The sequence below is a fragment of the Ruminococcus flavefaciens ATCC 19208 genome, assembly GCF_000518765.1.
Classification (GTDB): domain Bacteria; phylum Bacillota; class Clostridia; order Oscillospirales; family Ruminococcaceae; genus Ruminococcus; species Ruminococcus flavefaciens.
Window position 1 is genome coordinate 60,929 of record NZ_JAEF01000015.1, and the last position, 22,747, is coordinate 83,675.

The 22,747-nt window shown below is 46.3% G+C and carries 21 protein-coding genes; 10 read left to right on the top strand and 11 right to left on the bottom strand.

Features of this window, described 5'->3' with window-relative positions; genetic code table 11:
* Positions 1–50: 50 nt before the first annotated feature.
* From L870_RS18340 to L870_RS0103760, 5 genes are all read left to right on the top strand, one after another.
* Positions 51–1,442 carry a murein hydrolase activator EnvC family protein gene (locus tag L870_RS18340; RefSeq protein WP_028516987.1) on the top strand — a complete coding sequence of 464 codons (1,392 nt, stop codon included), beginning with the start codon at positions 51–53 and terminating at the stop codon, positions 1,440–1,442.
* A 69-nt stretch (positions 1,443–1,511) separates the two neighbouring features.
* Entirely contained in the window at positions 1,512–2,681 is a 1,170-nt protein-coding gene (locus L870_RS0103745) for a S41 family peptidase (RefSeq protein ID WP_028516988.1), read from the top strand.
* Between the two features lie 265 nt (positions 2,682–2,946).
* Positions 2,947–3,417 carry a transcription elongation factor GreA gene (gene greA / locus L870_RS0103750; RefSeq protein WP_028516989.1) on the top strand — a complete coding sequence of 157 codons (471 nt, stop codon included), beginning with the start codon at positions 2,947–2,949 and terminating at the stop codon, positions 3,415–3,417.
* A gap of 20 nt (positions 3,418–3,437) precedes the next feature.
* Positions 3,438–5,021 carry a lysine--tRNA ligase gene (lysS, locus tag L870_RS0103755; RefSeq protein ID WP_028516990.1) on the top strand — a complete coding sequence of 528 codons (1,584 nt, stop codon included), beginning with the start codon at positions 3,438–3,440 and terminating at the stop codon, positions 5,019–5,021.
* Positions 5,022–5,069: 48 nt separating this feature from the next.
* Positions 5,070–5,981, top strand: a complete 912-nt coding sequence (locus L870_RS0103760; protein WP_028516991.1) for a hypothetical protein — start codon at positions 5,070–5,072, stop codon at positions 5,979–5,981.
* A 26-nt stretch (positions 5,982–6,007) separates the two neighbouring features.
* On the opposite strand, the gene L870_RS0103765 is transcribed toward L870_RS0103760, so the two are convergent.
* The 9 genes from L870_RS0103765 to L870_RS0103805 form a co-directional block, all read right to left on the bottom strand.
* Entirely contained in the window at positions 6,008–7,261 is a 1,254-nt protein-coding gene (locus L870_RS0103765) for a TFIIB-type zinc ribbon-containing protein (protein WP_028516992.1), read from the bottom strand.
* A gap of 20 nt (positions 7,262–7,281) precedes the next feature.
* Positions 7,282–8,376, bottom strand: a complete 1,095-nt coding sequence (gene hemW, locus L870_RS0103770; protein ID WP_028516993.1) for a radical SAM family heme chaperone HemW — start codon at positions 8,374–8,376, stop codon at positions 7,282–7,284.
* The gene (locus L870_RS0103775) at positions 8,373–8,711 is read right to left on the bottom strand and encodes a hypothetical protein (protein ID WP_028516994.1); all 339 of its coding nucleotides are present in this window, start codon (positions 8,709–8,711) and stop codon (positions 8,373–8,375) included. The genes hemW and L870_RS0103775 overlap by 4 nt, the downstream gene beginning before the upstream one ends.
* A gap of 2 nt (positions 8,712–8,713) precedes the next feature.
* Positions 8,714–9,148, bottom strand: coding sequence for a hypothetical protein (locus L870_RS0103780; RefSeq protein ID WP_028516995.1), 435 nt, complete (start codon positions 9,146–9,148; stop codon positions 8,714–8,716).
* Between the two features lie 15 nt (positions 9,149–9,163).
* Positions 9,164–10,966: a translation elongation factor 4 gene (gene lepA, locus L870_RS0103785; RefSeq protein ID WP_028516996.1), complete on the bottom strand. Its 1,803-nt coding sequence runs from the start codon at positions 10,964–10,966 to the stop codon at positions 9,164–9,166.
* A 118-nt stretch (positions 10,967–11,084) separates the two neighbouring features.
* Positions 11,085–12,998 carry a cellulase family glycosylhydrolase gene (locus L870_RS0103790; protein WP_028516997.1) on the bottom strand — a complete coding sequence of 638 codons (1,914 nt, stop codon included), beginning with the start codon at positions 12,996–12,998 and terminating at the stop codon, positions 11,085–11,087.
* Positions 12,999–13,189: 191 nt separating this feature from the next.
* Positions 13,190–13,849 (bottom strand): sigma-70 family RNA polymerase sigma factor, encoded by a 660-nt coding sequence (locus L870_RS0103795; RefSeq protein ID WP_028516998.1) that lies wholly within the window; start codon positions 13,847–13,849, stop codon positions 13,190–13,192.
* Positions 13,839–14,276 (bottom strand): anti-sigma F factor, encoded by a 438-nt coding sequence (gene spoIIAB / locus L870_RS0103800; RefSeq protein WP_028516999.1) that lies wholly within the window; start codon positions 14,274–14,276, stop codon positions 13,839–13,841. Before spoIIAB ends, L870_RS0103795 begins: the two co-directional genes overlap by 11 nt.
* Before the next feature lie 12 nt (positions 14,277–14,288).
* Positions 14,289–14,594, bottom strand: a complete 306-nt coding sequence (locus L870_RS0103805) for an STAS domain-containing protein (protein ID WP_028517000.1) — start codon at positions 14,592–14,594, stop codon at positions 14,289–14,291.
* Positions 14,595–14,775: 181 nt separating this feature from the next.
* Here L870_RS0103805 and L870_RS0103810 point away from each other — a divergent pair, with 181 nt between their 5' ends.
* Both L870_RS0103810 and L870_RS0103815 read left to right on the top strand, forming a co-directional pair.
* Positions 14,776–15,597 carry an EFR1 family ferrodoxin gene (locus L870_RS0103810; RefSeq protein ID WP_028517001.1) on the top strand — a complete coding sequence of 274 codons (822 nt, stop codon included), beginning with the start codon at positions 14,776–14,778 and terminating at the stop codon, positions 15,595–15,597.
* On the top strand, positions 15,590–16,180 hold the full coding sequence (locus L870_RS0103815) for a flavin reductase family protein (RefSeq protein ID WP_028517002.1): 591 nt from the start codon (positions 15,590–15,592) through the stop codon (positions 16,178–16,180). Before L870_RS0103810 ends, L870_RS0103815 begins: the two co-directional genes overlap by 8 nt.
* Here L870_RS0103815 and L870_RS0103820 read toward each other — a convergent pair.
* Positions 16,175–16,513, bottom strand: coding sequence for a hypothetical protein (locus L870_RS0103820; protein WP_028517003.1), 339 nt, complete (start codon positions 16,511–16,513; stop codon positions 16,175–16,177). The two genes, L870_RS0103815 and L870_RS0103820, sit on opposite strands and share 6 nt — an antisense overlap.
* Positions 16,514–16,762: 249 nt before the next feature.
* On the opposite strand from L870_RS0103820, the gene L870_RS0103825 reads away from it, so the two are divergent.
* Genes L870_RS0103825 through L870_RS0103835 form a run of 3 tightly spaced genes read left to right on the top strand, consistent with a single transcriptional unit; the run spans position 16,763 to position 21,205 of the window.
* The gene (locus L870_RS0103825; RefSeq protein ID WP_028517004.1) at positions 16,763–19,348 is read left to right on the top strand and encodes a transglycosylase domain-containing protein; all 2,586 of its coding nucleotides are present in this window, start codon (positions 16,763–16,765) and stop codon (positions 19,346–19,348) included.
* A 20-nt stretch (positions 19,349–19,368) separates the two neighbouring features.
* The gene (locus tag L870_RS0103830; protein ID WP_028517005.1) at positions 19,369–20,484 is read left to right on the top strand and encodes a THUMP domain-containing class I SAM-dependent RNA methyltransferase; all 1,116 of its coding nucleotides are present in this window, start codon (positions 19,369–19,371) and stop codon (positions 20,482–20,484) included.
* Between the two features lie 46 nt (positions 20,485–20,530).
* Positions 20,531–21,205 (top strand): ComF family protein, encoded by a 675-nt coding sequence (locus L870_RS0103835; protein WP_028517006.1) that lies wholly within the window; start codon positions 20,531–20,533, stop codon positions 21,203–21,205.
* A gap of 105 nt (positions 21,206–21,310) precedes the next feature.
* On the opposite strand, the gene L870_RS18345 is transcribed toward L870_RS0103835, so the two are convergent.
* Positions 21,311–22,732, bottom strand: coding sequence for a leucine-rich repeat protein (locus L870_RS18345; RefSeq protein ID WP_028517007.1), 1,422 nt, complete (start codon positions 22,730–22,732; stop codon positions 21,311–21,313).
* Positions 22,733–22,747 lie beyond the last annotated feature (15 nt).

Consider the following 22,747-nt stretch of genomic DNA (forward strand, 5'->3'; position numbering starts at 1 on the left):
AGGAGTGTGCATTCGGACAGCAATTTCTCGGTCCGATACGCAGCTTAATTATGAAAAAGCTAAATATTGTCAAAAAAACTCTTTCTTTCGTTACTTGCTCCGCATTATCATTAGGTATGATCACCGCTTACACTATTTACTCGAACAACGGCGGTACAAAGGCATCTGCTAAAACTATTGCAGAGCTTCAGGAAGAAAGAAAAGCAAACGAAGCAAAGATCGCAGATCTTCAGTCACAGATCGACTCACTCGAAGGAAACAAAAACGAGGAAAAACAGTATCAGGCAACCCTTAATGATCAGATAGAGATCATAAAGAACAATATCGCTCTCCTCAACAAGGAGCTCGATAGCATCAATTCGGATATCGAAACTACAGAAAACAACATTGATACACTTGATGCATCTATCGTAAACCAGCAGGAAGCTATCGACAAGAAGGTCGAGGTATTCAAGGAACGTCTGTGCGCTATGTACGTTACAGGCAACGATAACCTCGCTACTGTTGTAGTCGGTACATCAAGCTTTTACGATATGCTCTCAAGAGTGGAAATGGTAAACCGTATAGCTTCTTACGATGAGGAGCTTATAAACGAGATACTCAGCGAGATCGATGCCATGGAGCAGTCTAAGAAAGACCTTGAGTCTGAAAAGCTCACTCTCGAAATGAGACTTGACGAGCAGAAAAAGCGCAAGGAAGAAAAAGACGCTGAAATGGAGATCTACTACGAAAAGACAAGACTTTGTCAGGCTGAGATAGATCGTCTCTCCCTCGAGCAGCAGACACTTGAAAGCGATAAGGCTGATCTTGCTGCTATGAACGCAGAATTCGACGCTCAGATACAGGCTGAGATACAGAGACAGGCTGAAGAAGCTCAGAGAGCTTACGAGGCAAGAGTAGCTGCCGAACAGGAAGCTGCCCGTCAGGCTCAGGCTGCCGCAGCTCAGCAGGCTGCACAGAACGGCGAGTCCTATACTCCTACATACAGCGAACCTGCTTATATCCCCGCTCCTTCTGCATCAGGCTTTGCATGGCCTGCACCCGGCTTCTGCTATATCTCAAGCGGCTACGGTTACAGATGGGGTACTACCCACAGAGGTATAGATATCGGTGATGCAGGTATCCACGGCGGTGCTGCTTGCGCCGCAAAGGACGGTACTGTTATCTCTGTATGCAACTCATGTACTCATGACTATGCTAAAAACAGCAGCTGCGGATGCGGCGGCGGTTACGGCAACTATGTTGTAATATCCCACGATGGTACATACTCTACTCTCTACGGTCACCTTGCTTCAGCAGCAGTTTCTGTAGGTCAGTACGTATCTCAGGGACAGGTAATCGGATATATCGGCTCTACAGGCTGGTCAACAGGCGCTCATCTCCATTTCGAGGTGCGTGTGAACGGTGTTGCTCAGGATCCTATGGGCTACGTTAGTCCGTAAAAAAGTTAATATCAAAAACAAGGGCAGTTTACTCAACTGCCCGAATTTTTGTCAGAAAGCGATGATAATATGAATAAGAAAATCAGCCTCGGTCTTGCACTGAGCCTTATCGCTATCGCTTCTGCGGTAACGTTCATACTGACTTCCTTCTTCTCACTCCAGAGCTTCAACAAAAAGGTCGTCGATGTAAACGAAAAAAGTAAGAAATACAATTCGCTTCAGGTGCTGGATTCCTACGTCCGCGAGAACTATCTCGGCGATATCAACGAAAACGACCTGAGCGACGGTATCCTAAAGGGTTATATCTCAGGCCTTGACGATAAGTATTCAAGATATCTTACCGAAGAAGAGTACCTCAGCGAGCAAAGTGAGGACGAAGGTCAGCTGGTTGGTCTTGGTCTTACTCTCAGCAAGGACGATAACGGATATATCCGTATTGCTGAAATAATGCAGGATTCCCCTGTTGTAGATGCAGGACTTCAGGTAGGCGATGTTATCACCATAATTGACGGTGTTGACGTTCTTGCAGCAGGCTTTGAAGAGTCTGTTGAGTCCATGCGCGGTACAGAAGGCACAGAGATCAAGCTTACTGTCCGCAGAGACGGTATCGACAAGGACTATACCTTCACAAGACGCTCTATCGAAATGATAACGGTCAGCGGCGAAATGATAAACGAACAGGTCGGATATATCAAGATATCAGGCTTTAAAAAGAATACTCCACAGCAGTTCATTGATACCCTTGAGCGTCTTACTTCAAACGGCGCTAAGGCTATTGTCTTTGATGTACGTGATAACGGCGGCGGTATAGTTGACTCACTTTCAGACTGCGTTGATCCGCTTCTCCCTGAGGGAGTTATAGCTACAGCTGAATACAAGGACGGTCACAGTGAGACTCTCGTATATTCGGACGCAACCGAGCTTGATATCCCAATGGTGGTGCTGGTAAACAACAATACTGCAAGTGCAGCAGAGCTTTTTGCAGCTTCTCTCCGTGATTTCGGCGGTGCTGTCCTTGTGGGCGAAAGAACATACGGCAAGGGCGTTATGCAGCAGACTACCGAATTCGACAAAAACGGCGCTGTAGTCCTTACAGTCGCTAAGTACAAAACTACTGTCTCGGAGTGCTACGACGGCGTGGGACTTGTACCCGATTATACTGTTGAAAACACCTTTGAGGAGTACGATGAACAGAAAAACAGAGCTATAGACGCTGCTATGTCTCTCCTCGGACAATAATAAATGATTGGTTTCGGCGCACATTGTGCGCCTTTTTGTTTGATAACAAAGGAATTTACTGACACATCAAGGCTTACAGGCGGAGAAATACTCTCCTCAAACTCTCAACTCTCAATTCTAAACTTTAATCCAACGAAAATTAAACTCTTAACTCTTAGTTCTTAGCTCTTATTTTTCTGACTGCTCAGGGTTGACTTTTTCTGCGTAATATAGTATAATTGTATGTAATGCTATTTATTATTAAATATATAAGGAGTGCATTGATATGGCTACAAAGAAGATGTCCAGAGAAAGCTACGACAAGCTCGTTGCTGAGCTCGATGACCTTAAAATCAATAAACGTAAGGAAGTTGCCGAAAGACTTAAAGTCGCACGTTCTTACGGAGACCTCTCCGAGAACGCTGAATACGACGAAGCTAAAAACGAGCAGGCTATCCTCGAAGCTCATATTCAGGAGCTTCAGTATACCATTGACAACGCTGAGATCGTTGACGACGAAAGCATTTCCGTTGACGAGATCGGTATGAGCTCCAAGATCACTATCAAACGCCTTGACAACGGCAAGATCGAGACTTTCACTATCGTTGGTACAAACCACGCTAACGTAAGAGAGGGACTTATCTCAGACGAGTCCCCTATCGGCAAGGCTGCTATGAAAAAGAGAGTCGGCGATATATTCATCGTTGAAGCTCCCGCAGGTGAGCTGAAATTCGAGGTCGTTGAGATCTCCAAGTAAAATGCGAAAGGACATTTAAAATGAGCGAAAATCAGGTAAACACCCCTGCTCAGGCTGAGGAAGAGCCTGTACAGGATATCAATATACTCAAGAAGGACAGACTCGATAAGCTTGCTGATCTCCGTGAGCTTGGTCACGACCCGTTTACTATAACCAAGTTTGACGTTACAGGTCACGCTGCTGACTACAAGAAGGAGTACGAGGCAAAGGAAGCCGAGATACTTGCTGCTGTTGGCGATGACGAAGAGAAAAAGGCTGCTGAGCTTGAAAAGCTTAACGAAAATATTATCCGTATCGCAGGCCGTATCATGAGCTGGAGAGATATGGGTAAGGCTAACTTTATCGACGTTCGTGACAAGTCTGACCGTATACAGGTCTATGTACGTTCCAACGATGTTGGTGCAGACCTTTTCAAGGAATTCAAGAAAAAGTGGGACATCGGTGATATCATCGGTGTTGAGGGATACGTTTTCAGAACTCGCAAGGGCGAGATCTCTATCCACGCAAAGAGCATTACTCTGCTCACCAAGTCACTTCTCCCACTTCCCGAAAAGTGGCACGGTCTCAGAGATACAGATACAAGATACCGTCAGCGTTACCTCGATCTCGTTATCAATCCCGAGGTAAAGGACACTTTCATCAAGCGTTCAAAGGTAATATCTTCTATCAGACGTTACCTTGACGATCAGGGCTTTATGGAAGTTGAGACTCCTATGCTCGTTTCCAATGCAGGCGGTGCTGCTGCAAGACCTTTCGAGACTCACTACAACGCTCTCGATGAAGATGTAAAGCTCCGTATCAGTCTTGAGCTTTATTTAAAGAGACTCATTGTAGGCGGACTTGAAAGAGTTTATGAGATCGGCAGAGTTTTCCGCAATGAGGGTGTAGATACTCGTCATAACCCTGAATTCACTCTCATGGAGCTCTATCAGGCTTATACTGATTACTACGGAATGATGGATCTTACAGAGAATATGTTCCGCCATGTTGCTCAGGAGGTATGCGGTACTACCTGCGTTCCTTACGGTGAGCACATGATCGACCTCGGCAAGCCTTTCGAGCGCCTTACTATGATAGATGCTGTAAAGAAGTATTCAGGCGTTGACTTCAACGAGATAAAGACTCTTGAAGAAGCTCGCAAAATAGCTGACGAAAAGGGCGTAGAGTATGAGAACCGCCATAAGCGCGGCGATATCCTCAACCTCTTCTTTGAGGCTTATGTTGAGGAGCACCTCATTCAGCCTACATTTATCATGGATCACCCCATAGAGATATCTCCTCTTACCAAGAAGAAGCCTGATGCTCCCGACTATGTTGAGCGTTTCGAGCTCTTTATCACAGGCAGAGAGATGTGCAATGCTTACTCTGAGCTCAACGATCCTATCGACCAGCGTGAGCGTTTCAAGGCTCAGGAAGAAGCTCTCAGTCAGGGCGACGAAGAAGCTAACCGTACAGACGAGGACTTCCTCAATGCTCTTGAGATCGGTATGCCTCCTACAGGCGGTATCGGCTACGGTATCGACCGTCTTGTAATGCTTCTCACAAACAGTCCGTCTATCAGAGACGTACTGCTCTTCCCCACACTTAAAAGTCTTGATAAATAAAAACATAAGGGCGGCAATTGCCGCCCATTACCATAAAAGGATATATTCATGAAGGATAATCAGAACAATAGACCGCTAACAGATGACGATGAAAAGCTTGACATACAAAAGAGTGTTTTCCAAGTAAATAAGGAAATGCAGCAGAAGCGTCAGGAAGAGCTTGAAGCCAAGCAGGCAGAGCTTGAACGTCAGTACGCTCAGCGCGAAAAGGAAAAACAGGAGGCTTACGAAAAAAAGCTCCTTGATGAAAAGATCGAGCTTATGCGCTTGAAGCAGGGAATTATTGAAGAAAGCGAGACCATTCACGAGGAAAAGGAAGAAGAGATCAAACTCACCTTCGGAAAAAAGATAAGCAATTTCTTCTATCATAACAAATGGTGGCTGGGACTTGCCGTGTTCTTCGTCTTTCTTGGCTCTTACCTGATATACGACATTGTTACAAAGCCCCGTCCCGATATGATAATACTTATGCTTTGCGATAACGCTGCTGTGGGCAACTCGGTTTACCTTGAAGAATACTTCAGTGAATTCGGCGAGGACTCAAATAAAAACGGCAAAACAGAGGTCTCAGTATACTATATTCCCTACGGCGATGACGATTACGCAAATTACCAGAACGGAGTTACAAATAAGCTTACTACTTACCTCAATAACGATGAAGGCATTATGATAATCGGCAATGAAAAAACCATTACCGATCTTATCGTCACACCTGAGGAGTCACTGATAGACCTCAGTACATTGTATCCGGATAATCCTCATGTACAAAAATATTTCTTCTACCTCAAGGACACTGATTTTGCTGAAAAGCTGGGGATCCCGAAGAGTTACATAACCGATGATATGTTCTTTGCGCTCCGCAAGCCTAAAGATTTAATGGACGCTTCACAGGCAGATATGCAGAAAACCTACGATAAGGATATCGCTACATTTGAGCGTATCATCTCTGACCTTACATAAATAAAACCACCCGTTAAGGGTGGTTTTTATCTTCTGCGTTTTCGTTTGGACAGGTGTTTTGATGAGAAGTCGTCTAAGCTCCAGATCTTTTGCTCGTCATAACGCTTTGAATTGTAGTAGACTTTTTTGATCGGTATTGCATTGACTACTTCCCTTGCAAAGGCATAAAACGCTATTATTAAAATGATCCCTATGCACAGAAAAAATATTAATACCACACTGGAGCTCCTTAAAAGATCATTGTTTTTATAAATGAACAGTAGCGATATAAATAAAACTATCAACGCAAACGCTGACCAGAAAACGGATTTCAGTCTTGGTTTTCTTGGAAGCTTGTCAACTCTCATTTCTCCAGTCTGTCCGTTCATGGCATACGTGAATTCTTCATCGTTATACTTTATTTTCAGAAGCCATACAGGTACAAGATAATATGCAAGCTTTCGGTTACGCATATACTGATTCAGACTTTCATTCATAAGCCTGTCCAGTTTTTCGCTTGTATCCAAAGGCTCTTCATCATCCTTTTTCAGTAAAAAAACAGCGTTTATGTAAACGTTATAATCCATCCTTAAGACCGAGTCTGTCATTTTCATTGCGTTTTCCGCACCGATAATATATCTGCTGGCACAAAATCCAGTAAGACATGACTCGCTGAACTCCTCTGCTTCGCTGTAGTCATAGGGCAGCAGCGCATAAAAGACATCTTCTTTCACATCTGCATCATTGGCAAGTATAGGATAATCATTTACGATCACGCTGTAGCTTTCCTCGGGTTCGTATTTACAGCTGTACCGCCATATTGGGATATAGTATCCGATAATATCCTTCTTGGCGGACTTGCTGTGGAACTCCTTCGGTACTCTTTTGAACTCAGACAGATATTCGGTATACTTATCCCAGAACTCCGCTGAGGTCACTTTGAAAGGTATCACCTTATCGGGACGGATATCGCCGTCAAGATCAGAGTGGATTATCACATAGTGCTTGCAGTAAGGACATCTGGCAGACGCATAAAAGGACTTTGTTACTATTTTTCCGCCGCATGAAGAGCATTCAAATTCCTCAAGCTTTTCCTGCTCATAGGGCTCCCACACATATTTCGTCCTGTCTACCCAGTCGAAATCCGAGAGCTTATCATCGGCTATTTCATCAAAATGTGAACGTGCATATTCAATGTCGTATTTTTTTGAACAGAAGCGGCATACCATGCTCTGGTCGTTTATATCAAAGCGCATTGGTGCTCCGCAGGACGGGCATTTATATTCGGTTACATCTTCCACTTGATTCACCACCTGAATAATCAGAAAATAAGATATTCGATAACGGAATTTGACATGAGAAAGCCTTTTGCGGTCAGCCAAATCCGCTCTCCGTCTGTCTCTGCATAGCCGTCCTTGATAAGAGACGGCATTTTCTTTTCTATATCACTGCGATGCTCAGAAACATCGCTTAGCCTTAGTCCCTCTTTCAGCCTTAGCCTGAGCATTGCGAACTCCTCAAAGCCGCATGGACTTTCGTCCGTTACCGTTATGTTCTGAAATTCACTTGCTATGAAATCCGCAACATCACGCTCAACCGCAAAACGCTTTCCCTTATAACAGGAGTGCGCCGCAGGACCTATGCCGAGATAGTCGCTGCACTTCCAGTAGCGGCTATTGTGTCTGCTCTCATAGCCGCGCTTTGCAAAATTCGACACCTCATACTGCATAAAACCGCGCTCTTCAAGAAGCTTCACCATTTCGAGATAAAGCTCCGCAGCCGCGTCCTCGTCGGGAAGTCGGAGGCGTATCTCCTCGCAGTCAAAGGGAGTGCCGCTCTCGGTCTTTAGTATGTAAGCCGAGATGTGCTGTACAGGCAGAGCCGTCAGCCTTTCCGCTGAGTATTGCAGGCTCTCCTTTTTCTGGTCGGGAAGCGCAATCATAAGGTCACAGGAGATATTTTCAAAGCCTGCATCTGCCGCGTCTGTTACAGCCTGCTCCGCTCTCACCGCAGAATGTACTCTGCCAAGAGTTTTAAGCTCGTCATCTATCATGGACTGAACGCCTATGGAAAGGCGGTTTATGCCTGCACTGCGCAGTTCTTTCAGTTTATCCACGGTAAGGGTACAGGGATTTGCTTCGAGAGTTATCTCCGCATCGCTGTCAAGAGAAAAGCATCTGCCTATTTCGGTCATAATGCTTTCAAGCTGTAGAGAAGAAAGAAGCGACGGAGTACCGCCGCCGAAATATACAGTATCAACTTTAGCTCCGCAGTCACCGTAATGACGGATATTCCGCAGAACTGCCCCGACGTATTCCTCTGCCTGTGATTTAGTCCAGTTTACGGAATAAAAATCACAGTAAGCACATTTTTTGCCGCAGAAAGGTACGTGGATATATATACCTAATGTACTCATTTGTATGCGTCTATGCGTATGGACTCTGTAAGCTTGAAGAAAAACGCATGAACTATCCTCGGAACAATAAGCATTGACATGACAAGTCCAAAGACTATTGGCCATTCGTGATAATACCACCATTCGTTCTTTGTTCCGTTAAGATAGACATAGATAACGAAAATAAATGCAACAAGGCAGTATATAGCATCAAATATAGTTGCTCCCTTGCCGTTCACGCAGAGCATTCCGCATTTCGGACAGGGCTTGCCTTTGGATTTCATATTCCCTGCCATAGCCTTTCTTATGGGAGTAAATGTCTTTTCGCCGCAGTGCGGACAAGTATATACACTCATTATTATTCCTTTCCTTCCTCAGATACTGCCTTAGCCTCCACCACTACGGGTTCGAGCTCCTTTGCAGGCTTTGCAAGGGGAACTTCGCCTGCAAGCTTGGGAGTAAGTCCGAGACGTACTGCTTTCTTTTTCTTTTTTCTGTGTCTGAAAATGCTTATCAGGTCCTCGGGGTGAAGGATTATCAGCGTGATAAGCATTATTATAAGCGATGCGAGCACCACACGCATATTATCGTCACCCGTCACAAGGGCAAATATCATGATGACCAATGCAGCTACACAGAAGCTCGTAAATGACTTCTCACGCAGTCTTATCCTTACTGCACGCAGTACTCTGCCTGCGTCTGTATTCTTTGGTATAAAGTATTCGGTGATGACTGTTATCAGACTTGCGGCAAGTATGACCACAAGCAGTACGATAATGATATAGTTTATCATAATATCCTCCCGTTCTCAGCTGTCAAGCTTCAGAACGCTCATAAATGCCTCCTGCGGAACTTCTACTGTTCCCAGCTGGCGCATACGCTTCTTACCTTCCTTCTGCTTTTCAAGAAGCTTCTTCTTACGTGTGATATCACCGCCGTAGCACTTTGCAAGTACGTCCTTGCGCATTGCCTTTACTGTCTCACGGGCAATTATCTTTCCGCCGATAGCTGCCTGTATCGGTACCTCAAACATCTGGCGCGGAATGTTTTCTTTAAGCTTTTCTGCTATCTTACGTGCTCTGGAATATGCCTTGTCGGTGTGGATTATGAAGCTAAGGGCATCAACGATATCGCCGTTGAGGAGTATATCCAGCTTGACAAGCTTGCTGGGCACATATCCCATCATCTCATAGTCAAATGAAGCATAGCCCTTTGTACGTGATTTCAGTACGTCAAAGAAGTCGTACACTATCTCATTCAACGGCAGCTCGTAGTGAAGCTCAACACGGGTATCATCAAGATACTTCATGTCTTTGAATACACCTCGTCTGTCCTGACAAAGCTCCATGATATTTCCTACGTAGTCCGACGGTGCAAGAATGCTTGCCTTTACCATAGGCTCTTCTGCCACCTGTATGACCGCAGGGTCAGGGTAGTTTGTAGGGTTGTCGATATACTGAACCTCACCGTTGGTAAGTGTTACCTTGTAGATAACCGACGGTGCTGTTGTGATAAGGTCGAGGTTATACTCGCGCTCAAGTCGCTCCTGTATTATCTCCATGTGGAGAAGTCCTAAGAAGCCGCAGCGGAAACCAAATCCGAGGGCAATAGATGTCTCAGGCTCGAAGGAAAGCGATGCATCGTTGAGCTGGAGCTTTTCAAGCGCTTCGCGGAGGTCGCCGTATTTTGCTCCGTCAGCAGGATAAATACCCGAGAATACCATAGGATTTACCTTGCGGTATCCGGGGAGAGGCTCATCACATGGGCATTCGTCATTAGTTACGGTATCGCCTACCTGTGTATCGCCGATGCTCTTGATAGATGCAGCTATATATCCAACTTCGCCTGCTTCAAGGCTGCCGTTGTTCACAAGGTTGGTAGCGTCCATGAAGCCTGCCTCAACTACGTTGAAAACAGCTCCTGTAGCCATAAGGCGGATATTGTCCCCCACCTTGACTCTTCCTTCTTTTACGCGGACATAAATGATAACGCCCTTGTATGAGTCGTAATAGCTGTCGAAAATAAGAGCTTTCAGCGGCTTTTCGGGATCGCCCTGAGGTGCAGGGATATCGGTAACTATCTTTTCAAGGACTTCCTCGATATTTATGCCCATTTTCGCTGATATCTTAGGTGCGTCCATTGCAGGTATACCGATGACGTTCTCCACCTCGTTGCATACTCTCTCAGGGTCTGCGGAGGGGAGATCTATCTTGTTTACTACAGGTACGACTTCGAGGTCGTGCTCGATAGCAAGGTAAGTATTTGCAAGTGTCTGTGCCTCTATACCCTGTGATGCGTCAACTACAAGGATAGCGCCCTCACAGGCTGCAAGTGAACGTGATACCTCATAGTTAAAGTCAACGTGACCGGGAGTGTCGATGAGGTTGAATATATAGTCCTCACCGTCCTTAGCTGTGTACTTCAGACGGACTGCACGGGCTTTTATAGTGATGCCGCGCTCACGCTCGATGTCCATATTGTCGAGAAGCTGATCCTCCATGTCACGAATGGCAACAGTCTCGGTCTTTTCGAGAATACGGTCGGCAAGAGTGGACTTGCCGTGATCTATATGTGCTATAATACAGAAATTTCTGATCTTGTCGTTAGCCAATGTTTTACCTCTTTTCAAACATAATTACTCATTATGATTATACCAGAAATCCCGTGGTTTGTAAAGTATTTTTTGAAGTATAAAAAACGGCACGGTAAATACCGTGCCGCAGTTCTTATTAAGCTTTAGGGGTAAGATCAGTACGCTTTCCGAGTAAGAAAAGCTGTATCTCAAGAGCATCACCGTTTGTAACGCTGCCGTTATTGTTTACAACAGAACCGTATTTAAGTCCTGCTGCTGTGATATGATTCTTGTCAGTACCGTTCACACCGTATTTATTAGGATTTGCAAGGCTCTGCATGATGAGAACAACGTCTGACATATCTACTGTGCCGTCACCGTTAGCATCGCCCCATACTCCGTCAGTATCAATAACGCTCGTTGTTGTCTGAGGAGTTGTTACTGTAGTCGAAGTTGTTGCAGAAGTAGTTGTCTTGCTTGTTGTAGTAGTTGTAGTTGTTTCAGTTGTGGTCTTGCTCGTTGTTGCAGAAGTTGTTGTAGTGGTGGTAGTTACAGGCTTTGTAGTAGTTGTTGTCTTTGGAACAACTATGCCGCTGCCATTTGTACCGCCGTCCATATTGCTGCCCTCGCCCGAAGCTACAAAGTCACCAAGCGAAACGCCGTTGCCTGCTGTTCCGAGCGGGATCTTGTGGTCAAGGCTTATGAACTTGCCGCTCTTTGTCTGCCAGAGTGAAGGCTCTACGAATTCGTACTTCTCGTCGTCCCACTTCTGGAAGTTATCGTACATGAGTCCGCCTGTATCAGAGGAGTTCTCATTGAAGCACCAGAATGTGTGGTGGATACGCTTCTTTATCATGTAGTCACGAAGAGTTGTGAGCCAGTGAGTATTTGCACCTGACGGATCATTTACCTTGTCTATGAAGCCACCCCATTCGCCCATGAGCAGCGGAGCTTTATGTTCTTCTACGAGATATGCCCATGTGTCGTACCAGTATTCTTTAAGGAGAGACTCCTCATCGAACTTATAGCTTGTCCAGTTCGGCTTTGTGCCTGTTAAGTGGAACCACTCCTGCTCATATACGAACGGACCGTAATCATGCGGAGAATAAACCAGCTGGCTCTGATGCTCGCCTAAGTCTACGGGGAAATCCTTTACACCGCGGAAGTTAGCTCCCCACCATGCGCCGTAATACGGCTGATATTCGGACTCACCATAGTGAGCGTAGTCGGTAGAAGGCGAGTTCCAGTCATAGCCCTTTTCGATCTTCGGGTATACCTCGATACCCTCTACCATTATAAGAAGATTAGGGTTCTTGTCAAGACAAGCCTTAGCACCCTTTTCAGCGCCGTAACGCCAGTTATTGGCATCGGAGGAACCATCCCATTTTGCAAAGCTTCCCTCGTCTTTTTTGCCGTGAGGCTCGTTCTTTAAGTCGATAGCGATAACGGTATCGTCGTCCTTGTAGTAGTCCGCGAACCATGCAAGTGCATCGAGCCAGTCCTTTTCGCTGAAGCTGCTGTCGTACCATAGCGGGAAGTTATGACCTGCGGAATTAGTGGTAGCGCAGTGGATATCCATCATTATCTTGATGCCGTCCTCTCTGCACCATTCAACTACCTTGTTCCAGATGTCGAAGCTGTACATAGGAGTACCGCCCTCAACTCCCTCAACAGTAAGCTCAGGGTTCTTGTACTCGTTGAGCTTGATTATGGGATCGGGCTTCCCTGCCTTCCACTGGAGAAGTATCTCTGTGGACATAGGTACACGGAGAAGATTGAATCCGTGATCTGCAATAAGATCAAGACAGTCATGAACGTTTGCCGACCATGCACCGTCAAAGATCTGGCTTCCTACGTTGTAGCCGAACCAGTTTACACCTGTCAGCCATACCTCATTGCCGTTCATATCAACGATCTGTGCTTTATCATTGACATGGAGCCAGTCATCGTGGTACTCGTCGGGAGCAGCCAGTGCGATAGTCGCTCTCTCGGGAAGCTGATTTAAAGCAGGAATGAATACTGCGGCAGCTGCTGAAACTGCTGCCAGCCTCTTAAAAAATGATTTTGACATATTAAGACCCCTCTCAATATAAATTTTCAGCAATTTTACGAAATTGTCAACATCATTATAACCCATTTTGTCCTGATTGTCAACGATATTTTGCATATTTCAGCAATAATCAGTCATTTGCCTGCCGCTGCCGCAAGTGTTGGTGCAGGAGTTTTTTCTGACTTTGACTTTGCATGAAAAAACATGAGGTTTCAGCTCAGAAGCTCCTCCCTCATTTGTGTGAGGAGCTTCTTTTCGCGTCTTGACACCTGCACCTGCGTCATACCAAGTGCCTTTGCGGTCTTTGACTGAGTTAACCCCTTGAAGTATCTCAGCTCAAGAAGTGCTCTGTCATTTGGTTCGAGCCGTGACATTATCTGGCGCAGGGCAAGCAGATCGGTTATGCTCTCGTCGGGGGACTCCGTAGGGATATCAGTCTGCCCCTCGTCATCGTCACCTGCTGTAAGAGATATGAGGGGCTGGCTCACGCATAACGCCTCGGATACGTCGCTTTCTTTTGCACCGGAAAGCTGTGCAAGCTCCGTGATAGTCGGCTCTCTCATCTCACGCTGTCGGAAATCCTCGCAAAGCCTTTGCAGACGCAGGGAAAGCTCTTTCAGACCGCGGCTGACGCGGATAGCTCCGCCGTCGCGGAAAAGCCGCTTTATCTCACCGAGTATCACAGGTACGGCATAGGTTGAGAACTTCACTCCACGTCCGCTGTCAAATGCTTTTACCGCTTTGAGCAGTCCGATACATCCTGCTGAATACAGGTCATCGTACTCTATGCCCCGTCCGCGGAAGCGGTTTGCGCAGAGGTGTACAAGTCCCAGATTTTCTTCCGCAACAGGCTTCTTTGTTTCAGTCTCCATGTGCTGAAAGCCTCTTTCTCATGATGACGGTAGTACCTTTGTCGGGAGTGCTCTTCACTTTAAGCCTGTCCATGAAGGACTGCATCACCGAAAAGCCCAGTCCCGAACGCTCTTCCTCGGGAGCTGTGGTGAAAAGCGGCTCCATCGCCTGCTCCACATCTTCTATACCGCAGCCCTTATCCTTGACTCTTATGTATATCACTCTTTCGGGCAGCAGCCGCACTGTAAGCTCGATATTCCCCTTTTTATGCCTGTAGCCGTGGACTACCGCATTAGTCACTGCTTCCGATACTGCTGTCCGTATGTCGGAAAGCTCCTCCACAGTTGGGTCTGCCTGTATCAGAAATGATGACACCACTGCTCTTGCTGCCCCCTCGTTTACCGAAAGTGACGGCATGGTGAATTTTATCTCGTTGAGTATTTCCATTTTTCTTCTCCTTTATCGTATTTTTACTATCCTCTCTATGCCCGAAAGCTTCAGCACACGTCTTATGTATGGCTGCGGATTGCGGACCTCAAGTGCGCCGCCGCACTCCTTCATCAGCTTGCTCCTGCCCATTATAAGTCCTATGCCCGAGCTGTCCATAAAGGTTATGCCGCCGAAGTCTATGGCAAGCTGCCGCGGCTGTGCGCTGACTATGAAGCGGTCAAGCTCTGCGCGGAGCTCCTTTGCGTTGTGGTGGTCAATTTCACCGCTGAGAGTGGCAATTGCCGTTCCATTCTCACTTTTTATATCTATTTTCAATGCTGTACCTCCTTTTCGCTGCCCTTTGCAGCCTTTTCATGCCTCATTATACCACTGCATGATGCAGGATTTTGTCGAAACTCACACCCTGTAAGTGTTTTTCTGAAAAAAGCATAAAATAAGTTGCAAGTCGGTTCCAATAATGCTATAATGGATTAGCAACTGTTTTAGGAGGAATAATATGATATTATATTTCTCAGCTACGGGAAATACGGAGTTTCTGGCTTCCGAGCTTGCAAAAAAGACAGGCGATGAGTGCCTTAATCTCCTTAAAAGGATAAAAAATAAGGACTACTCCGAGATACGCTCGGATAAGCCCTTCGTTATATGTGCTCCCGTGTATGTATGCGAAATGCCGCGCTTTTTCAGTGATTACATAAAAAAAGTGCCGCTGAAGGGCAGCAAAGACGTATATTTCATCGTCAACAGTGCAGGCTACGGCGGTATATCGGGATATCTTGCCAAAAAGATAGCAAGGCACAAGAAGCTGTGCTTCAAGGGATATAACGAGATAGTAATGCCGCGTAATTACTTTATCAGCCATTATCCCGTGCAGACAAAGGAAGAAATAAAGGAGCGTCTTGACAACGCCTGTGAGAAAGTGAACGAGATCGCAGATAAGATCAGAAAGGGCGAAAAGCTGCAATCGCGGTATATCTTCCTGTTTGAAAAGATAATCACTATCCCCTTCAATCCCGTATGGTCAAAGTACAAGATGAAAGCAAAGGACTTTTTCACCACCGACAGCTGTATCGGCTGCGGCAAATGTGCGAGAGTATGTCCGCTGAACAATATCATCATAAAGAACAAAAAGCCTGTATGGGGCGATACCTGCACACACTGCATGGCGTGTATCGGAAACTGTCCGAAGGACGCGATATTTTACGGAACAGTCACCCGTGAAAAGGGAAAATACAACCTCAGAGACTACAAGTATCTCATCGGCGGCAGTCAGTCGTCGCCTGTAAAAAACAAGGATCACCAAAGGAGAAAAAATGGCTAAACAATTCTGGAAGGGCAGCACCCTGCTTGCTCCCGTGCCTGCCGCCCTCGTTACCTGCGGCACTGTGGAAAAAACTAACGTCCTCACTATCGGCTGGACGGGTATCGTATGTACGAGACCGCCTATGACCTATATTTCGGTACGTCCCGAACGCTACTCCCACGACATCATCAAGGAGTCGGGTGAATTCGTCATAAATCTCACTACCTCGGCGATGTGCCGCGAGACTGACTTCTGCGGAGTCAAAAGCGGCAGGGATATGGATAAGCTTGCAGCCTGCGGCTTTCACGCAGTACCCGCTCAAAAGGTCAGTGCACCCCTTATCGAGGAATGTCCTCTCAGTCTTGAGTGCAGAGTTACGGAGTCAAAGCTTCTCGGCTCTCATACCATGTTTCTTGCTGAGATAGTCGGTATCGACGCTGATGAAAAATACATCGACAGCAAGGGCAAGCTGAATTTGCAGCAGTGCGGACTTATGGCTTTCGCTCACGGTGAGTATTTCGCTATCGGCAGAAAGCTTGGGGATTTCGGCTTCTCCGTCAGAAAAAAGAAAAAGCACCGAAAGCCGCCGAAGAAGTCATGAGGAGATATCCTCGATGAACTGCCGCAGCTCACGGTCGGTATCAAAGCTTATACCCTCGCGGAGCTGCTCCCTGTCCATATCGGAAAGCAGTGACATATCAACGTCTACATAGATATAAGGCTCATCACTGCCGCAGCGGAACACTACCGCCCGTCCGCCGTACTCGCGGACTGTATATTCGGGCTCTTCCTGCTCTATGGCAGCCGCTGCAAGCCGCGTTTCGACCTTTTTCCTGCGTACAGCCTGACCAAGTGTGCATATTACCATAAAGGCTGAGACTGTTATGGCAGAAACTATGGTAAAATATATTCTCTTTGCACTTCTGTATGTCATATTTTTACTCCCTTGAAGTATTATCACTCAGGCAGCACCTGTCGGATATTCGCTTAATCTGTGCGGTGTTGCCTTAATTATTATCGCCCGTTTTTTCGATATTATACAAATTGCCGAATTTTCCGAAAGCTCTTAACATTTCATCTCAAACGTGCTATAATATAAGATGTATATTTATATACATAACCAAATACATATAAAATCTTTGAAAGGAGCCTGCCGCCGCTTTAAGACGGTCATTCTGACAAAATGAAAGATAAAAATTTCGACGCTTCTCCTCAGCAAAGTCCATACGGCAACGGAGGAGTAGTCCGCCAGACACCCCCAAAAAAGAAAAAGAAAAAACACAGCAAGGTATACATTGTTTTCAAAAAGCTGATGACTGTCATCGCTACTACCCTGCTGTCTCTGCTGCTGGTCATCATAATCACGGGTACTATCGTAAGTACAGCTATGGCTGCTTATGTACTCAACTTTATGGACGACTCCACAAACGTTACACTGCAGCAGCTTGAATCGGGAAGCGATACCTACTTCTACGGAAACGAAACAAATGAGAACGGCGAAAAGGAGCTTGCTGTTATCCACAGAATAAAGAGCGACTTCCAGCGTATCCCTGTTTCTATCGACAGAATACCCCAGCACGTAAGAAATGCCTTTGTTTATACCGAGGACGAGCGTTTCTACGTACACGACGGTGTTGACTATAAGCGTACTTTCTCCGCTTTTCTCAACCTGTTCCTCCACTTCTATGATACAGAACAGGGTGGTTCGACTATCACTCAGCAGCTCATCAAAAACCTTACAGGTGATGACGAGCCTTCTCCGTCACGTAAGATACGTGAGATCTTCTCGGCTATGCAGCTTGAAAAAACTTACTCAAAGGACGAGATACTCGAAGAGTACCTCAACTATATCGGCTTCGGCGGTCCTGTAAACGGTATACAGCAGGCTGCTATCACTTACTTCGGTAAGAGCGTTGACGACCTCACTATCCCCGAGGCTGCTGTTCTTGCTGCTATACCAAAGAGCCCTGAGGAATACGGTCCCGATGTTATCTATCACAGGGACAACGATCCAAATGAGCCTATCGTAGTTGACGGACGTGCCAACAACAAGCCCCGTCAGGAATACGTTCTCTACAAGCTCTATGAGAACGGCGCAATAACCTACGACGAGTATCAGGAATACCTTGTTACTCCCCTTCTCTTCAGAAATTCCGAGGAGTACAAAAAGCTCCACCCTGAAGATGACGCTAAGGAGCTTGAAGAGAGAGAAAAGGCTTATACATGGGTAGTTGATGCTACTTATTATGAAGCTGTCAAGATATTCATGGACAAGTTCGACCTTGATTACTCAAAGGCGATGACAAAACTCCAGAAGGGCGGCTACAGAGTTTATACCACATATGACGACCAGATGCAGAAATACGTCGAGGAAAAAATGTCAAGCCTCGAGAATTTCTACCCTGTTTATGTAAGTCAGGTAACTCACGAGCTTGACCTTGAGCCTCTCGGTCACCCCGACGGAAAGCCTGAGGTATATACTCCTCACGTTGGCTTCATCGCTATGAACTATGACGGTGAGGTACTCTGTGCAGTCGGAAATGTAGGCGAAAAGACAGGTTCTCTCGTTGATAACTACGCAGTACTGAACAAGCGTCAGGTCGGTTCTACTATCAAGCCTATATCCGGCTATGGCTACGGACTTGAAAACAATCTCCTCCACTGGAGCACCACATTCCCCGATTCAGCTACAATGACAGGTGAGGACGGCAATCCATGGCCTTACAACTACGGAAGAGCTGCGGGTACAGGCGCACAGATCCCTGTATGGAGAGCTCTCCAGAACTCATTCAATACCATCCCTGCTCAGCTCTGTGAAAAATTCGGCGTTGATGAAATATGGAAATTCTCTACTGAAAAGCTCGGACTTGATCTTGTTCCCAACGATAAATCAGGTCCTTCACCTCTTACCCTCGGCTCTCTCCATGAAGGTGTTACTCTTGAAAACCTTGTTAACGCTTATCTCCCTTACGGACATGAGGGTATATACAACGAAGCTCACATAATCTCAAAGATAGAGGACAGCACTCAGCAGATAATCTATCAGAACAACGGTAATCCGAGACAGGTCATCTCAGATGAGACTGCTTATGTTATGAATCGTCTCCTCAAGAACGTTGTCCAGAACGGTACAGGTACAGCCGCAATACTCTCAAATAAGACAGTCTGCGGTAAAACAGGTACTACCGAGGACTGGTACGATGAAGTCTTTGTTGGTCTTACACCTGACTTTATCAGCGGTATAACCACAGGTTTCAAGTACAAGCAGGATCCTCTTAATATCCCGTCGGGTATCTCTGCAAAGATCTGGAGAAATATCATTGGCGACTGGGCAAATACACACTATCCTGATACACCGAGCGACTTTGAAAAGGTCAAGACTGTAATCGAAATGCCTATGTGTACAAGCACAGGTCTTATCGCAGGCGCAGGCTGCGGAAAGGGAGCTATCGGCTACTGGAAGTCAGAGGTTACTGATAATTACTCGCCACCGTACTGTCAGGGCGCTCATTATACTGCTCCTGCTCAGACAACTACAAATGCTGCAACAGGCGGTGACACGGCAGGCGGAGCCGCAGCAGGAGGAAATGCAGGCGGCGGTGCTGTTGCTGGCGGCGATACAGGCGCAGGCGGATATACAGGCGGCGGTGACGCAGGTGCAGGCGGATATACCGGTGGCGGTGATGCAGGCGGCGGAGCTGCTGTTGGCGGCGGTGACGCAGGCGGTGGTGCTGCTGTTGGCGGCGGAGATGCCGCAGGCGGCGTTTAATACTAAAAACAGGTGATAAATTGAACGATAAAATAAGATTATGCTGTCCATGCCACTTCGGTCTGGAAAGCGTATTAAAGTACGAAATACAAAAGATCGGCGGTACTGACTTAAAGGTCAGCGACGGTAAAATAAGCTTCACGGGCGACGAGAATATCCTCGCCCGTGCTAATCTCTGCTTGTCAACTGCCGAGCGTGTGCTCATTGAGCTTATCGAATTCAAGGCTACGACCTTTGAAGAGCTTTTCCAGGGCGTAAAGGCTATAGAGCTTGAACGCTATATAGGTCCTCAGGATGCTTTCCCTGTAAAGGGTCATTCACTTAACTCGGCTCTGCACAGCGTTCCCGACTGTCAGTCCATAGTCAAAAAGGCTGCTGTTGAAAGGCTGAAAGCCAAGTACGGTATAAACTGGTTCGATGAAACAGGTCCTACGGTACAGATAAAGTTCAGCATACTTAAAGATGTTGTATCCATATATCTGGATACAAGCGGTGTGGGACTCCACAAGCGCGGCTACAGACGGAATTCAAATGCAGCTCCTATCAAGGAGACTTTAGCAGCAGGAATTATCGACCTTGCAAGAGTCCGTCCTGATTCCATAGTATGCGATCCGTTCTGCGGAAGTGGTACTCTCCTTATCGAAGCCGCTCTGAAGGCTCTGAAAATAGCTCCGGGTATCAACAGAAGATTTGCTGCTGAAAAGTGGGGCTCTCTTGACTCAAAGATCTGGCAGGAGGAAAGAAAAAGAGCTATCGACAGTGTTGACAGGTCTGCCGAGTTCCACGGTATAGGCGCTGATATCGACGATGCGGCAGTTGCTCTTACTCTTGACAATGCCCATAAAGCCGGTATCAAGTCACGACTCACTATTGAACAGGCTGACATAACTAAGTTTGTTCAGCCCGAAAATTCCATTGTTATCTGTAATCCGCCTTACGGCGAGAGACTCCTTGAGCTGAGAGAGGCTGAGAATATTTACAGAAAAATGGGAAAAGTTCTCGGCAAGGGCGGCAGTAAGCAGAGCTACATCATCTCCCCCCATGAGGAGTTTGAGAAGTTCTTCGGAGCAGATGCTCACAAACGCAGAAAGCTCTACAACGGCATGATAAAGTGCCAGTTATATATGTATTTTTAAAAGATAAAAGCTCCGTGACCACGGAGCTTTTGATTTAGGTGATGATATGAGATTTGTAACTAAAAGAAGGATACTGCACATTTTCTTTCCCACAAGATGTCCCGTATGCGGCGACATCATCGGTGCTATGGACAAGTTCTGCAAGTCCTGCGAAGAAAAGCTGAATGTTTATGATGGAAAGTTCAGTATCGCGGGTGCGGAAAGCTTTACAGCTGCATTTGAGTATGACGACTCGATAAAGCCTGCTATATTCCTTATGAAAAACGGTATAGGCGGCAACGCTGATTACGCTCTCGGAAGTATACTCGCCGAACGTTTATCAGCTGAGGGAATAAATGAGAAAATTGACATTATCGTTCCTGCACCGCTGCATAAAAAGGATCTGCGCAGACGAGGGTTCAATCAGTCACAGCTCATCGCTGAAGAGATAAGCCGTATCCTCGGTATTCCCGTTGAGGCAAAAGCTGTTCTCAAGACACGGCGCACCCGCGCTCAGAAAGAGCTCGACCATCTGAAAAGATCGCTCAATCTGAAAAATGCTTTTTCTGCTGACGGTGAAAAGCTCAAAGGCAAGCGCGTCCTCATAGTTGATGATATCTGCACTACAGGCAGTACGCTCCGTGAGCTTACCGCCGTGATAAAAGAAAACGGCGCAGTCTCAGTACACTGCGCCTGCTGCTGTAAAACCGCAAAAAAGCCGTTAGCGGTTAGTGAGGAGTGATTAGTTTGTAGGGGCGGATATCATCCGCCCGAAATGTAGGGGACACCCTGCAAGAGAGGGCGTCCCCTACAAAAATCCCCGAGGCTTTGCCTCGGGGCTCATCTTCTATTTTCTGTTTTTGATAAAGTCACTGAAGTCTGTTTTTTCATCAGTTCCCGAATTAAATGCATAATAAGCAAGTATCAGTGACGCATCGACTGCATCTGCCATGCCGTCATTATTTACATCTGCTGCAAGTGCCTGTCGTGCATCTTTGAATGTAGATTCCTTGCCGCTGGATATATATGCATATTCTTTCATAAGTACAGAAGCATCAACTGAATCCACAAGCTTATCGTTATTTATATCGCCCATTGCGTAAGGCGGATCAGCTATTACGGTTATGCTGCCCTTATCAAGTCCGTCGCTGAATATGAATTTAGTCATTGTCTTGCCCTTGTCATCGTTGGCAAAATTAGTAAAGAGAGGCTGTATCTTCCCGTATTTTGACTTTCCTACCTCAAAGCTGAACACATCTCCAACCTTGCAGTCAGCAGGAAGTGTAACATCTACTGTCCACATAAGTCCGTCCTTGCCTGCGTCGGTCGCTCCGCCTGTTGTAAGGACGATGAAGTCCTTAGTGTCGCCTAAAGCCTGTTCACCTGTGAGCTGTTCGATAGCCTGACCTGCTGTGGCTTCCCCTATTTTAAGTCTGCTGTCAAAATAAACATAGAGCACCGTCTCACTGTAGAGCTTTTCTGCGCCTTCAACTGTGATAGTGACCTGTTCTTTACGGTTTTGTGCCTCACTTAGATATACCTCTGTACGGCTGAGCTTAAATATTGGCTTGCCCTGTACTGCTGTACGTGTGGTGGTAGTAGAAGTAGATGCAGTTGAAGTAGTTGAGGTCGTAGTTGTTGTCTTTGAAGTAGTTGTGGAAGTCTTGGTTGTTTTAGATGTTGTAGTGGTAGTTTTTGATGTAGTTGTGGTAGTTTTTGACGTTGTTGATGTGGCTGCTGCAAGAGTTTTGACCGCCAATGCCTCGAAGCTGTACTTATACTTGGCAGCATATTCAGAGGCAGGAGAGCTTTCAGTTCCGACTATCTTTCCGGTGTATACTGCCGCATTGCTTCCGCTGCCTGCTGAGTTGCATATGGTATCACCGCTGTCTGATACAGTACAGTTCTTATTGTATATCACTATCTCCTCAAGCTTTCGGCAGTCCTTAAAAGCATATCTGCCTATTTCAGCAACACTTTCCGGCAATGTGACCGACGTTACTTCTCTGCCTGCAAATGCATTATCGCCGATAATAGTTACAGGCAGTCCTGCTATCTGTGAAGGTACCTCTATCTTTCCCGATACCGCTGCATTGCTCAGTTCAACGTGGTCTGAGTATTTATGATATGTTATGCCTGATGATGTGGCAATGGAATACTCTGAAGCCTGAGCTCCGCCTGCATTGCCTGTGAATATATAGCCGCTTGGGATTGCTCCTGCTATTATTGCCGCAGAAAGCACGGCTGATATGCACCTTTTTAACTTCATATATACCTCCGTATC